Annotated in this window: 13 protein-coding genes and 2 pseudogenes; 8 read left to right on the plus strand and 7 right to left on the minus strand. The window is 54.4% G+C overall.

The genetic code is table 11. The features are described from left to right. Positions 1–20: 20 nt before the first annotated feature. The 5 genes and pseudogenes from GNG26_RS14310 to GNG26_RS14325 all read right to left on the minus strand — a co-directional run bounded on the left by GNG26_RS14310 (position 21) and on the right by GNG26_RS14325 (position 4,330). Positions 21–1,004 carry a flagellin gene (locus GNG26_RS14310; protein WP_156239218.1) on the minus strand — a complete coding sequence of 328 codons (984 nt, stop codon included), beginning with the start codon at positions 1,002–1,004 and terminating at the stop codon, positions 21–23. Positions 1,005–1,191: 187 nt separating this feature from the next. Then, entirely contained in the window at positions 1,192–2,109 is a 918-nt protein-coding gene (locus GNG26_RS14315) for a flagellin (protein WP_156239220.1), read from the minus strand. Between the two features lie 176 nt (positions 2,110–2,285). Next, a pseudogene (locus tag GNG26_RS22830) lies at positions 2,286–2,594 on the minus strand (flagellin); the annotation flags it as partial. A 104-nt stretch (positions 2,595–2,698) separates the two neighbouring features. Further along, positions 2,699–3,176 (minus strand): annotated as a pseudogene (locus tag GNG26_RS22835) (flagellin FliC); the annotation flags it as partial. A 182-nt stretch (positions 3,177–3,358) separates the two neighbouring features. After that, entirely contained in the window at positions 3,359–4,330 is a 972-nt protein-coding gene (locus GNG26_RS14325) for a flagellin (protein WP_156239224.1), read from the minus strand. Between the two features lie 236 nt (positions 4,331–4,566). On the opposite strand from GNG26_RS14325, the gene fliD reads away from it, so the two are divergent. The 4 genes from fliD (at position 4,567) to amyA (ending at position 8,348) form a co-directional block, all read left to right on the plus strand. Continuing rightward, positions 4,567–5,970: a flagellar filament capping protein FliD gene (gene fliD / locus GNG26_RS14330; protein WP_156239226.1), complete on the plus strand. Its 1,404-nt coding sequence runs from the start codon at positions 4,567–4,569 to the stop codon at positions 5,968–5,970. Positions 5,971–5,991: 21 nt separating this feature from the next. Beyond that, positions 5,992–6,402, plus strand: coding sequence for a flagellar export chaperone FliS (gene fliS, locus GNG26_RS14335; RefSeq protein WP_156239228.1), 411 nt, complete (start codon positions 5,992–5,994; stop codon positions 6,400–6,402). Then, the gene (fliT, locus tag GNG26_RS14340) at positions 6,402–6,761 is read left to right on the plus strand and encodes a flagella biosynthesis regulatory protein FliT (protein ID WP_156239230.1); all 360 of its coding nucleotides are present in this window, start codon (positions 6,402–6,404) and stop codon (positions 6,759–6,761) included. The genes fliS and fliT overlap by 1 nt, the downstream gene beginning before the upstream one ends. Before the next feature lie 102 nt (positions 6,762–6,863). Then, positions 6,864–8,348, plus strand: coding sequence for an alpha-amylase (amyA, locus tag GNG26_RS14345; protein WP_156239233.1), 1,485 nt, complete (start codon positions 6,864–6,866; stop codon positions 8,346–8,348). 50 nt (positions 8,349–8,398) lie between these two features. Here amyA and yedD read toward each other — a convergent pair whose 3' ends face one another. Beyond that, entirely contained in the window at positions 8,399–8,812 is a 414-nt protein-coding gene (yedD, locus tag GNG26_RS14350; protein WP_103822444.1) for a lipoprotein YedD, read from the minus strand. Positions 8,813–8,880: 68 nt separating this feature from the next. Then, positions 8,881–9,195 (minus strand): flagellar hook-basal body complex protein FliE, encoded by a 315-nt coding sequence (fliE, locus tag GNG26_RS14355; RefSeq protein ID WP_103822445.1) that lies wholly within the window; start codon positions 9,193–9,195, stop codon positions 8,881–8,883. 227 nt (positions 9,196–9,422) lie between these two features. Between fliE and fliF the strand changes: the two genes are divergently transcribed. The 4 genes from fliF to fliI are packed head-to-tail and all read left to right on the plus strand — an operon-like array spanning position 9,423 to position 14,160. Next, on the plus strand, positions 9,423–11,102 hold the full coding sequence (gene fliF / locus GNG26_RS14360; protein ID WP_156239235.1) for a flagellar basal-body MS-ring/collar protein FliF: 1,680 nt from the start codon (positions 9,423–9,425) through the stop codon (positions 11,100–11,102). Further along, positions 11,095–12,090: a flagellar motor switch protein FliG gene (gene fliG / locus GNG26_RS14365; protein WP_039032560.1), complete on the plus strand. Its 996-nt coding sequence runs from the start codon at positions 11,095–11,097 to the stop codon at positions 12,088–12,090. The genes fliF and fliG overlap by 8 nt, the downstream gene beginning before the upstream one ends. Continuing rightward, on the plus strand, positions 12,083–12,790 hold the full coding sequence (gene fliH / locus GNG26_RS14370; RefSeq protein ID WP_156239237.1) for a flagellar assembly protein FliH: 708 nt from the start codon (positions 12,083–12,085) through the stop codon (positions 12,788–12,790). The genes fliG and fliH overlap by 8 nt, the downstream gene beginning before the upstream one ends. Continuing rightward, entirely contained in the window at positions 12,790–14,160 is a 1,371-nt protein-coding gene (fliI, locus tag GNG26_RS14375; RefSeq protein WP_103822449.1) for a flagellar protein export ATPase FliI, read from the plus strand. The genes fliH and fliI overlap by 1 nt, the downstream gene beginning before the upstream one ends. Positions 14,161–14,170 lie beyond the last annotated feature (10 nt).

Genomic DNA, 14,170 nt, shown 5'->3' on the forward strand with positions numbered 1-14,170 from the left:
TTCAGAGAGTGCGTTAAAGATTAACGCAGCAGGGACAGCATGGTCTGTGGAACCTGGTTGGCCTGCGCCAGTACAGAAGAGCCGGCCTGCTGCAGGATCTGCGCGCGGGACATGTTGGACACTTCGGTCGCGTAGTCAGAATCCTGAATACGGCTGCGGGCTGCCGACAGGTTATTCACGGTGTTGTTCAGGTTAGTGATGGTGGATTCAAAACGGTTCTGGGAGGCACCCAGTGAGCTACGCTGGTTATCTACCGCTTTGATCGCAGCATCAATGTCTTCAAGCGGTTTTTTACCCGTTGCTACTCCAGAGTCATCTACCTGACCATTCAGTACGTCAAATCCTTTAGCTAAGACGGTTCGGAACTGTCCATTAACTGCTTCATTGGCTGCTTCAGCCGCCGTTATTTCAGCACCAGTAGGCGCCGTCGGATCTGCGGGAACTGCAGTATTTACGTATTCATTCAATGTCGTACCTGCTTGTCCTGTCGCTGCCAGGTTCCAGCCATCGCTTGAATTCAACGAAATATTGATTTTTTCGCCATCTTTAGAACCAACCTGGAAAGCATAATCCTTCGTTGCGTCCTTAGTATTGAGAATTTTAATGCCGTTAAAATCGGTTTCACGAGTGACGCGATCAACTTCCTCCATACGCTGGTTGACTTCAGACTGGATGGAGTCGATGTCAGACGCGGAGTTGGAGCTGTTCTGCGCCTGGACAGTCAGATCACGGATACGCTGCAGGTTGTTGTTGATTTCGCTCAGCGCGCCTTCAGCAGTCTGCGCCAGGGAGATACCGTCGTTGGCGTTACGTGCTGCTACATTCAGGCCATTGATATTGGAGGTGAAGCGGTTAGCAATTGCCTGGCCCGCGGCGTCGTCTTTCGCGCTGTTGATCCGCAGACCGGAGGACAGACGCTCGATCGCGGTACCCAGAGAAGACTGGGACTTGTTCAGGTTGCTCTGCGTCATCAGCGACAGGGTGTTAGTGTTAATTACAGCCATAGTGATCATCTTTTAATATGAGTCGTATAATAAGACCCGACGCATGCGGCCTGCGGCATGCGACTTCCTGAAAGTTATCGACAGCATACATTTAAACTTTAATAATTTTAATATATCTGGCTTTTTCACTACTTTTTTCAATAAAAAAGCGCCGACATGCGGCGCTTTCAGAGAGTGCGTTAAAAGATTAACGCAGCAGGGACAGCATGGTCTGTGGAACCTGGTTGGCCTGCGCCAGTACAGAAGAGCCAGCCTGCTGCAGGATCTGCGCGCGGGACATGTTGGACACTTCGGTCGCGTAGTCAGAATCCTGAATACGGCTGCGGGCTGCAGACAGGTTATTCACGGTGTTGTTCAGGTTAGTGATGGTGGATTCAAAACGGTTTTGAGAAGCACCTAAAGAGCTACGCTGCGTGTCAACGGATTTAATTGCGGCATCAATCGTCTGTAACGCACCCCATGTAGCCGTGTCCGTTGCATCATATGCACCTGTAGCCACTTTGCGCACGTCAAAACCTTTGGCTTCGACAGTGCGAGCCTCATTGTTAACTTGCGTTGCTGGCACAGCGCCACCGGCGTTGTACATATCCCAGCCACCCGTCGCACTAAAATCACTGGTATCCATCGTGATGGAAATTTTTTCGCCATCTTTCGAACCAACCTGGAAATCAAATTTCTTAGATGCCGCATTATCCAGGATTTTGATGCCGTTGAAGTCAGTTTCATTGGTAACGCGGTTGATCTCTTCCATACGCTGGTTGACTTCAGACTGGATGGAGTCGATGTCAGACGCGGAGTTGGAGCTGTTCTGCGCCTGGACGGTCAGGTCACGGATACGCTGCAGGTTGTTGTTGATTTCGCTCAGCGCGCCTTCAGCAGTCTGCGCCAGGGAGATACCGTCGTTGGCGTTACGTGCTGCCACATTCAGGCCGTTGATGTTGGAGGTGAAGCGGTTAGCAATCGCCTGGCCAGCGGCGTCGTCTTTCGCGCTGTTGATACGCAGGCCGGAGGACAGACGCTCAATTGCTGTACCCAGAGTTGACTGAGATTTGTTCAGGTTGCTCTGAGTCATCAGCGACAGAGTGTTAGTGTTAATCACTGCCATAGTTTATATCCTTCAATATTATTCATGAGTTACGGCATGCGGCCTGCGGCTTCATTGCCATCATGAAAGTTATCGACAGGTCAGGTCTAAACTTTAGTTTTAATACCCCTTTTCTCAGTTAACTAAAAATGCAAAAAAGCGCCGGCATGCGGCGCTTTCAGAGAGTGCGTTAAAGATTAACGCAGCAGGGACAGCATGGTCTGTGGAACCTGGTTGGCCTGCGCCAGTACAGAAGAGCCGGCCTGCTGCAGGATCTGCGCGCGGGACATGTTGGACACTTCGGTCGCGTAGTCAGAATCCTGAATACGGCTGCGGGCTGCCGACAGGTTATTCACGGTGTTGTTCAGGTTAGTGATGGTGGATTCAAAACGGTTCTGGGAGGCACCCAGTGAGCTACGCTGTGTATCGACCGCTTTAATCGCATCGTCAATGGTTTTTAAACCAGTGCTGGTAGTACCGTCGTTTTGCAGTACATCATAGCCATTGCTCGCTACTTTACGATCGCCAGCAGCAATGTTTCCGTCCAGACTTGCAATGCCAGCAGTAGTCGTAGCGGTATATTTATCCCATGCTGTTTTATCGTTCATAGTGATGCCGATTTGTTCACCATCTTTTGAACCAACCTGGAAGTTGAATGTTTTGGATGCTGTATTATTTAATACTTTGATACCGTTAAAGTCGGTCTGGGTAGCAACGCGGTTGATCTCTTTCATTCGCTCGTTCACCTCTGACTGAATCGAGTCGATGTCGGAAGCCGAGTTTGAGCTGTTCTGCGCCTGTACGGTCAGATCACGTACACGCTGCAGGTTGTTGTTGATTTCGCTCAGCGCGCCTTCAGCAGTCTGCGCCAGGGAGATACCGTCGTTAGCGTTACGTGCTGCCACGTTCAGACCGTTGATGTTGGAAGTAAAGCGGTTGGCAATCGCCTGGCCCGCAGCGTCATCTTTAGCGCTGTTGATGCGTAAACCAGACGACAGACGCTCGATCGCAGTTCCCAGAGAAGATTGAGATTTATTCAGATTGCTCTGCGTCATCAGCGACAGGGTGTTAGTGTTAATAACTGCCATGATTTTTATCCTTCAATATTTGTCATTAAGTTACGGCCTGCGGCCTGCGGCTTCATCGCCCTCCAGACAGTTATCGACAGCACAATTTCAAACTTTAATGGAAATGATAGCGTTTCGAGTTCTGTACTACCTTAATAAAAAAGCGCCAATAAATGGCGCTTTTAGACGTAATAATATCGAGCTTAACGCAGCAGAGACAGCATAGTCTGTGGAACCTGGTTGGCCTGCGCCAGTACAGAAGAACCAGCCTGCTGCAGGATCTGCGCGCGGGACATGTTTGACACTTCGGTCGCGTAGTCAGAATCCTGAATACGGCTGCGGGCTGCAGACAGGTTATTCACGGTGTTGTTCAGGTTAGTTACAGTAGACTCAAAACGGTTTTGAGAAGCACCCAAAGAACTACGTTGTGTATCAACGGCTTTAATAGCTTTATCGATATCTGCAAGCGGGTTTCCGGCCCCCAAGGCTGCACCAGTAACTTTACCGCTTCTCACGTCAAAACCAACCGCAGCAACGGAACGGTTGCCAGCAACGCCATTAACATCAGTCAAAGTTGCGGCTGCAACGGTGTTAGCATATACCCCTCCTGCAGTAACTGCAGTAGTTGTACCTGCTGCACCAGCTGCACTGCTTGAGGATGCAAGGTTCCATCCAGCTGCACTATTGATAGCAATTCCAATCGTCTCACCATCTTTTGAGCCAACCTGGAAATTATAATTTGACGCGGTAGCAGTTGTGTTATTAAGGACTTTAATGCCGTTGAAATCGGTCTGCGTTGTTACACGGTCGATTTCAGCCATACGCTGGTTAACTTCAGACTGGATAGAGTCAAGATCGGAAGCAGAGTTAGAGCTGTTCTGCGCCTGGACGGTCAGGTCACGGACACGCTGCAGGTTGTTGTTGATTTCGCTCAGCGCGCCTTCAGCAGTCTGCGCCAGGGAGATACCGTCGTTGGCGTTACGTGCTGCCACGTTCAGACCGTTGATGTTGGAGGTGAAGCGGTTAGCGATCGCCTGGCCCGCAGCATCATCTTTGGCGCTGTTGATACGCAAACCGGAGGACAGACGCTCAATCGCAGTGCCCAAAGTGGACTGAGATTTGCTCAGGTTGCTCTGAGTCATCAGAGACAGGGTGTTAGTATTAATAACAGCCATGATATGTTCCTTTAAAAGTTGTCAGATTCAGGCATCTGCCTACGGTTTTCTCACCGCTATCCTGGTTATCGCCCACCCTCTTCCTAACCTTTAGAAAAAAGATCATTTTTTTAAAGGGACAAACTGCCCGCTATTTTTCCGCTTAATTTCCGCATTGAAGACGGTAAAAAAAGCTAATCTTTTCGCAATTTCTGCCGATAGAGCATCCAGCGATTGTCTCAATAAAGGATGAAAACATGGCAAGTATTAGTTCACTCGGTGCAGGTACCAGTCTGGATCTCAATACGTTGTATGACAATTTACAGACAGCCGAGCAGACCAAACTCACGCCGATTACGCAGCAGCAGACCTCTTATAAAGCAAAATTGACAGCCTGGGGCGTGGTACAAACTGCATTAACCAAGTTTCAAACGGCTTCAGATGCGCTGAAAAATACCTCTGCTATCGCGCAGTCAAAAGTGACCAGCACGAATACGGCATTCAGTGCCACGCTGGCAAGCAGTGCCTCAGCCGGTTCTTACTCAGTAGAAGTGACGCAGCTGGCCGCAGCCCAGACGCTGCTGAGCCCGAAAGTAGCTAGCAAAGATACCGATCTTGGCGATAGCAGCATGAGTTCGCGCACGATCACTATCACGCAGCTAGGTCAGAAAGATCCGTTAAAAGTAACGCTGGCCAGCGACAAGACAAGCCTTGCAGATGTACGTGACGCGATTAACGCTAAACAAGGCAGCGTAACCGCCAGCATCATTAAAGCGGATGACAACAGTTACTATCTGTCACTGACCTCGCGTGACAGCGGTGTCGCCAACGAAATGACGATCACCACCGATGACAGCGAACTGGCGAAATATCTCAGCCACGATCCGCTTGATTCATCAACGGGAATGAAAGTTCAGGTTGCCGCGGCTGATGCCATTGTTAACATCAATGGCATCAAAATTACCCGTAGCAGCAACGCCATTACCGATGCCCCGGAAGGCGTCACGCTCAACCTGACCAAGACCAACGTTGGCAGCCCGGAAACATTGTCGATTGCGAAAGACAATCAGCCGATGACCGATGCGATCCAGGCCTTTGTCGATGCGTATAACTCGTTGCAGACGACCATCAGCAACCAGACGAAATATACCGCAGTGAAACAGGGCGATGGTTCTCAGGACTCTAGCAACGGCGACCTGTTGGGCGACGGCACCCTGCGTAATATCCAGACTCGCCTGCGCTCTATGGTCTCGTCAGCGCAAGGTACCGGCGAACTGGCGACGCTGTCGCAACTGGGCATCACCCAGGATATTAACGGCAAGCTGACCGTGGACAGCACCAAGTTAGGTAAGGCTCTGACGGATAAAACTACCGACGTGCTCGCATTCCTCTCCGGCGACGGTAAAACAACCGGCATGGCGACGCAAACCAGCAACCTGTTGAAAGACATGTTAGGCAACGAAGGTTCAGTTAAAAGCGCCACTGATGGCATCAACAAAACGCTGAAAAATCTGTCCGATCAGTACGACCGTGTTAACGCGCAAATTACAGCCACCATGGCGCGCTACAAAACGCAATTTACCAGTTTGAGTCAGCTGGTCTCCTCCATGGATCAAACCGGGAGCTATCTGACCCAACAGTTCAATGCTATGAACAGTTAATGAATGAGTTGAGGTTTTACGATGTATACAAAATCGGGAATTCAGGCCTATGCGCAGGTTAGTGTTGAAAGTGCCGTCCTGAGTGCCAGCCCGCATCAACTGGTGGTTTTACTTTTTGATGGCGCGTTAAGCGCCATGAAAAAAGCCGTCATATTGATTGAGCAAGGGGACATTCCCGGTAAAGGGCAGGCGCTGGGAAAAGCCATCAATATTATCAGTAACGGTCTGCAGTCTGGGCTAAATCACGAGATTGGTGGCGAGTTGACCACCAATCTCGACAGCCTCTACGACTATATGACCAAACGTCTTTTACAGGCCAATATTCATAATGACATTGATGCCATTAATGAAGTGATGGAGCTGCTCAACAACATCGCTGATGCCTGGAAAGAGATAGGCCCCAATTCTCAACATATGCGGGACAATGACTAATGGAAGCCAATCTGGGATTGCTCCAACACTATCAGCACCTGTTAACTACCAGCGCCTCGATGCTGGCGCTGTCAAAATCGGGGCGTTGGGATGAGCTGATTACTTTCGAAGTGAAGTATTTAACCGCCGTTGAAAAACTGACACATTTTCAGGATGCGAACGAGATTGCGCCGCACATACAGGCGCAAATACGCCCAATGCTCCGGCAGATCATCGATAATGAAATTGAGCTTAAAGCCTTGCTGCAACAGCGTATGGACGAGCTGAGAACTTTAGTTGGGCACTCCTCCCGACAACATAATCTGAATGCAACTTATGGACGTCTCTCTGGCAATATTCTTTTCCCCACGGACATCTAAACGGGGGGTGATTACAAGCGGGTGAAAATATTTCACTTTTTCACCCGCTAACTTCTCCCGTCTCGCTCATACTCTCTGTGTTCTTAAACTGGAGCACGGAAGATGAAAAACCCCACCCTTTTGCAGTTCTTCCATTGGTATTACCCTGAAGGCAGTCAGCTTTGGCCGGAAGTGGCCGAGCGCGCCGATGGCTTAAATGATATCGGTATTAACATGGTCTGGCTGCCCCCGGCGTATAAAGGCGCGACCGGCGGCTACTCTGTCGGCTATGACTGCTACGACCTTTTCGATCTCGGCGAGTTCGATCAAAAAGGATCTATTCCCACCAAATATGGTGACAAAACCCAGCTGCTTGCCGCTATCGACGCGCTGAAACGCAACAATATCGCGGTGCTGATGGACGTAGTCGTGAACCACAAGATGGGCGCCGATGAGAAAGAGGCCATCCGCGTTCAGCGGGTTAACGCCGACGATCGCAATCAGATCGATGACGAGATTATCGAGTGTGAAGCCTGGACCCGCTACACCTTCCCGGTTCGCGCCGGAAAGTATTCAAAATTCATCTGGGATTACAAATGCTTCAGCGGCATCGACCATATAGAAAACCCTGGTGAAAATGGCATCTTCAAGATCGTCAATGATTACACAGGTGATGGCTGGAACGATCAGGTCGATAACGAGATGGGAAACTTTGACTACCTGATGGGCGAAAACATCGATTTTCGTAACCGTGCGGTAACCGAGGAGATCAAATACTGGGCGCGCTGGCTGATGGAGCAAACCCATTGCGACGGCTTCCGTCTGGATGCGGTAAAACATATTCCGGCCTGGTTCTATAAAGAGTGGATCGAACATGTCCAGGAAGTGGCGCCGAAACCGCTGTTTATCGTGGCGGAATACTGGTCGCCAGATGTTGATAAACTGCGCCAATATATCGATCAGGTGGACGGGAAAACCATGCTGTTCGACGCCCCGCTGCACATGAAGTTTCACGAAGCCTCGCTGCAGGGACGTGATTACGACATGAGCCAAATCTTTACCGGCACGCTGGTGGAGGCCGCTCCGTTCTATGCGGTGACCCTGGTCGCTAACCATGACACCCAGCCGCTACAGGCGCTGGAGGCACCGGTCGAAGCCTGGTTTAAGCCGTTGGCCTATGCCCTGATTTTACTGCGCGAAAATGGCGTTCCCAGCGTCTTCTACCCCGATTTGTACGGCGCCAGCTATGACGATACCGGTGGTGACGGCGAGATGTACCACATCGATATGCCGGTGATTGAGCAGCTCGATCAGCTGATCCTCGCCCGACAGCGCTTTGCTCACGGCATTCAGACCCTGTGGTTCGATCACCCTAACTGCATCGCCTTCAGCCGCAGCGGCACCGACGATAATCCCGGCTGCGTGGTGGTGCTCTCTAACGGTGACGAAGGCGAAAAAACCATTACGCTTGGGGAAAACTACGGCAATAAAAGCTGGAAAGATTTTCTCGGTAACCGGGAAGAGGTCGTCATCACCGACGAAACTGGTACCGGCGTCTTTACCTGCAACGGCGGCAGCGTCAGCGTGTGGGTTATAGAAGCGGAATAGTCGTGCGTTGGTAGCCGGGCGGCGTTGCCCCTGCCCGGCCTGCAAATCCCTTAAGGCAGCTTGCTCTCAAGCGGATTTTTACTCAGGTAATTTGCACACTCGACGGTAGGTTTGTCGACGCGCTGCAGGATCATGCCATCGTACTCAATGGCGGAGCCTTCCCGCTCCAGCGGGTAGATATCCAGCTTGCGGGTGACGTTGTAATAATCGTCAGAACGCAGCATGATTTTCCCCGGCACGGCCACCACGCGCTGCCACTGCCGGCAATCGAGGGTATCCCCCTCTTGTGTCACGACCAGCGTCGCGATCGCTTCCGGGCTGACCATGCTGCTCTGCGGCCCTTTCGACTGCCAGTAACCCGCCAGTTCAGCCGGGACAGGATGTTTGATCACGTCCTGATATCTGTCGACCTGCACACAGCCGGTTAAGGCCAGCAGCCCCGCTATAATTGCTATTTTTTTCATCATGATTCCGTCTATGTCGAAAAAAATAGTGTGGCATTAAAGCCGTCGCGTCGCCAGCACCAGAAGGACTAAACCTGCATAGACATGACGTCCTGATACGCCTGCATCAGTTTATTACGCACCTGAATGCCCATCTGCATCGATACCGATGCTTTTTGCATATCGGCCATCACATCATTCAGACCAATGCCCGGTACGCCGAGGGTGAATTTTTCGCCCTGCACGCGCGCCGCAGTTTGCGTGTCGCTGATCCGGTCCAGCGCCGCATGCAGCTGGCCCGCGAAGCTGACCGTCGACTGCACATCAGCCACGTTCTGATTACGCGCAGACATCGCCGTTGCCTGCAGTTGGCTGATGACGCTTTCAATGCCCTGTATTGCCATGACTTTCCCCTGATGGTTTTCTACGCGCTCAAGAGTAGCAGTCTGTCAATGAGATAAAGGCGCTAAATAGCGTTAAAAAACCAGGTTATTTGACGCATAGAAATTCGCGTTTCAACAAATAATGGCACAGCCATGATTATGGAATTTTTTGTGTGTTTGCCGACCCGGGAGTCTGTTTTGTTTCTCCACACTAATAATGAAATCCACGATGAGTCGCGAGGTGCGCTATGAGTGCGTCAGCAACAACAAGCCCTCAAACTAAATCTCTCGAATGGATGAGCCGCTTGCGCGCGAACCCTAAAGTGCCGTTGATCGTGGCAGGCGCTGCCGCCATCGCGATTGTTGTCGCTATGGTCTTATGGGCCAAACAACCAGACTACCGCACGCTCTTCAGCAACCTTTCCGATCAGGATGGCGGCGCTATCGTCACCCAGCTCACCCAGATGAACGTCCCTTACCGCTTCGCGGATAATGGCGGCGCGCTGGAAGTCCCCGCCGATAAAGTTCATGAACTCCGCTTACGTCTTGCCCAGCAAGGCCTACCGAAAGGCGGGGCAGTAGGCTTTGAACTGCTGGATCAGGAAAAGTTTGGCATCAGCCAGTTCAGCGAGCAGGTGAACTATCAGCGCGCACTGGAAGGCGAACTGGCCCGTACCATCGAAACGCTGGGTCCGCTGAAAAGCGCCCGTGTTCACCTGGCCATGCCGAAACCGACCCTGTTTGTCCGGGAGCAAAAAGCCCCTTCGGCATCCGTCACCGTTAATCTGCAGCCTGGCCGCGCGCTGGACGAAGGGCAGATCAGCGCGGTGGTGCATCTGGTCTCCAGCGCCGTGGCGGGTTTACCGCCGGGTAATGTGACCCTGGTGGACCAGACGGGTCGCCTGTTAACCAAATCCAATACCGGCGATCGCGACCTCAATGACGCGCAGCTGAAATATGCCACTGATGTGGAAAATCGCATTCAGAGCCGCATCGAAGCCATTCTCGGGCCGATTGTAGGAACAACCAACGTTCATGCCCAGGTCACCGCGCAGATCGATTTCTCCGATAAAGAGCAGACCGAAGAGCAGTATCGTCCGAACGGCGATGCCGCCCAGGCGGTGATGCGTTCGCGTCAGGTAAACGAAAACCTGCAGGTGGGCGGCCCATTCCCGGGTGGCGTACCGGGTGCGCTCTCTAACCAACCTGCCCCGGCCAACACGGCGCCGATTAATGCGCCAGCGCAGAATCAACAGAACGGTCAGCAGGCGAATCAGCAGCAAACGGCGGCTGCGGCCAATTCCGGCCCGCGTACCAGCAGCCGCAACGAAACCACTAACTACGAAGTCGATCGCACCATTCGCCACACCAAAATGAACACCGGTGATGTGCAGCGCCTCTCCGTGGCGGTGGTCGTCAACTACAAAACCCTGCCGGACGGTAAACCGCTGCCGCTGACCGCCGAGCAGATGAAACAGATCGAAAACCTGACCCGTGAAGCGATGGGTTACTCTGAGAAGCGTGGCGATACCTTAAACGTCGTGAACTCGCCGTTCAGCGCGGTTGACGATAACAGCGGTGAGCTGCCGTTCTGGAAAACTCAGTCCTTTATCGCGCAGATGATGGATGCCGGTCGCTGGCTGCTGGTGGTGATTGTCGCCTGGCTGCTGTGGCGTAAAGCGGTACGTCCGCAGCTGGTACGCCGCGCCGAAGAGGCGAAAGCGCTGAAGGAGCAGACCACGCTGCGTCAGGAAACAGAAGAAGCGGTGGAAGTCCGTCTCAGCAAAGACGAGCAGCTGCAGCAGCGCCGTGCTAACCAGCGCATGGGCGCTGAAGTGATGAGCCAGCGTATTCGCGAAATGTCAGATAACGATCCGCGCGTCGTGGCGCTGGTCATTCGCCAGTGGATGAGTAACGAAAATGAGTAACCTTACCGGAACGGATAAAAGCGTCATCCTGCTGATGACCATTGGCGAGGACCGGGCGGCAGAGGTGTTCAAACACCTCTCCCAGCGCGAAGTGCAGGTTCTCAGTGCGGCAATGGCCAACGTGCGTCAGATCTCCAACAAGCAGCTGACCGAGGTGCTTGCGGAGTTTGAGCAGGAAGCGGAACAGTTTGCGGCGCTCAACGTCAATGCCAACGAATACCTGCGTTCGGTGCTGGTCAAAGCCCTCGGCGAAGAGCGTGCCGCCAGCCTGCTGGAAGATATTCTCGAGACCCGCGATACCGCCAGCGGTATCGAAACGCTCAACTTTATGGAGCCGCAGACCGCAGCCGATCTTATTCGCGACGAGCATCCGCAGATCATCGCCACCATCCTGGTCCACCTCAAGCGTGGTCAGGCGGCGGATATTCTGGCGCTGTTCGACGAGCGCCTGCGTCACGATGTGATGCTGCGTATCGCCACCTTCGGCGGCGTCCAGCCGGCGGCGCTGGCGGAACTGACCGAGGTGCTGAATGGCCTGCTCGACGGCCAGAACCTCAAGCGCAGCAAAATGGGCGGCGTGAGAACGGCGGCCGAAATTATCAACCTGATGAAAACGCAGCAGGAAGAGGCGGTTATTACCGCAGTGCGCGAATTCGACGGCGAACTGGCGCAGAAAATTATCGACGAGATGTTCCTGTTCGAAAACCTGGTCGACGTGGACGACCGCAGTATCCAGCGCCTGCTGCAGGAAGTGGACTCCGAATCGCTGCTTATCGCTCTCAAAGGCGCCGAACAGCCGCTGCGCGAGAAGTTCCTGCGCAACATGTCCCAGCGTGCGGCGGATATCCTGCGCGACGACCTTGCCAACCGTGGTCCGGTGCGTCTGTCTCAGGTGGAAAACGAACAGAAAGCGATCCTCCTTATTGTGCGTCGTCTGGCAGAAACCGGCGAGATGGTCGTAGGCAGCGGCGAGGATACCTATGTCTGATGAACTGCCGTGGAAGGTCTGGACCCCGGACGACCTCTCCCCTCCCCGCGCGGAATTTGTCCCTGCGACGGTCGACCCTGCCGGGCTGCGTGAGGAGGAGGACGAGCCAGAGCTGAGCGAAGAGGAGCAGCGCGCGCAGCAGCTGGCGCAGATCCAGATGCAGGCGCACGATCAAGGCTACGCGGCCGGTCTGAACGAAGGCCGGCAGAAGGGCCAGGAGCAGGGCTATCAGGAAGGTCTGGCTCAGGGGCTGGCCCAGGGTTTAGAGCAGGCGCGTTCGCAGCAGGCGCCGATCCATGCCCGGATGCAACAGCTGGTGAGCGAGTTCCAGAATACGCTGGATGCGCTGGACAGCGTTATCGCTTCGCGCCTGATGCAGATGGCGCTCGAGGCGGCACGCCAGGTCATCGGCCATACCCCGCCGGTGGATAATTCATCGCTGATCAAACAGATCCAGAGCCTGCTGCAGCAGGAGCCCTTATTCAGCGGCAAACCGCAGCTGCGCGTCCACCCGGACGATCTGCAGCGCGTGGAAGAGATGCTCGGCGCGACCCTGAGCCTGCACGGCTGGCGTCTGCGCGGGGATCCGACCCTGCATCACGGCGGCTGCAAAGTCTCTGCCGATGAAGGGGATCTGGATGCCAGCGTGGCAACCCGTTGGCAGGAACTGTGCCGCCTGGCGGCACCGGGAGTCATCTGATGACCGCTCGCCTCACCCGCTGGCTCACCACCCTCGACAACTTTGAAGCGAAGATGGCGCAACTGCCCCCCGTTCGTCGTTATGGCCGCTTAACCCGCGCCACCGGTCTGGTACTGGAGGCGACGGGTCTGCAACTGCCGCTGGGGGCCACCTGCATTATCGAACGGCAAGACGGCAACGAGATCCACGAAGTCGAGAGTGAAGTGGTCGGCTTTAACGGCCAGCGTCTGTTCTTAATGCCGCTGGAAGAGGTCGAAGGCGTGCTGCCCGGCGCGCGGGTCTATGCCAAAAATTTCTCCAGCGACGGACTGCACAGCGGCAAGCAACTGCCGCTCGGCCCGGCGCTGCTCGGACGGGTGCTGGACGGTGCCGGTAAGCCGCTGGATGGCCTGCCCGCCCCCGACACTACCGAAACCGGGGCGCTGGTTACGCCGCCTTTCAACCCCTTACAACGCACGCCGATCGAGCACGTGCTGGATACCGGCGTTCGCCCGATCAACGCCCTGCTGACCGTCGGTCGCGGCCAGCGTATGGGCCTCTTTGCTGGCTCCGGCGTCGGGAAATCGGTGCTGCTCGGCATGATGGCCCGCTACACCCAGGCCGACGTTATCGTGGTGGGGCTGATTGGCGAGCGTGGCCGTGAAGTTAAAGATTTTATCGAGAATATCCTCGGTGCGGAGGGGCGTGCCCGCTCGGTGGTGATTGCCGCCCCGGCAGACGTCTCTCCCCTGCTGCGTATGCAGGGGGCCGCCTATGCCACCCGTATCGCCGAAGATTTTCGCGACCGCGGTCAGCACGTGCTGCTGATCATGGACTCCCTGACCCGTTATGCGATGGCCCAGCGTGAGATCGCCCTGGCGATTGGCGAGCCACCGGCCACCAAAGGCTACCCGCCTTCGGTGTTTGCCAAACTCCCGGCGCTGGTTGAGCGCGCCGGGAACGGCATCAACGGTGGGGGCTCCATTACCGCCTTTTACACGGTGCTGACCGAGGGTGACGACCAGCAGGATCCGATTGCCGACTCGGCACGTGCGATCCTCGACGGCCATATCGTCCTGTCGCGCCGTCTGGCTGAGGCGGGCCACTATCCGGCCATCGATATCGAAGCCTCCATCAGCCGTGCGATGACGGCACTGATTACCGAGAAGCATTACGCCCGGGTGCGTAACTTCAAACAGCTGCTGTCCAGCTTCCAGCGCAACCGCGATCTGGTCAGCGTGGGGGCGTATGCCAAAGGCAGCGATCCGATGCTCGACAAGGCGATTGCCCTGTGGCCGCATCTGGAGGCGTATCTGCAGCAGGGTATTTTTGAGAAGGCCGACTGGGAAAGCTCAATCCAGGCTCTGGAGATGATCTTCCCGCAGGTGTAACAGGGTAGAG

The organism is Leclercia sp. J807 (assembly GCF_009734465.1).
Lineage (GTDB): Bacteria > Pseudomonadota > Gammaproteobacteria > Enterobacterales > Enterobacteriaceae > Enterobacter.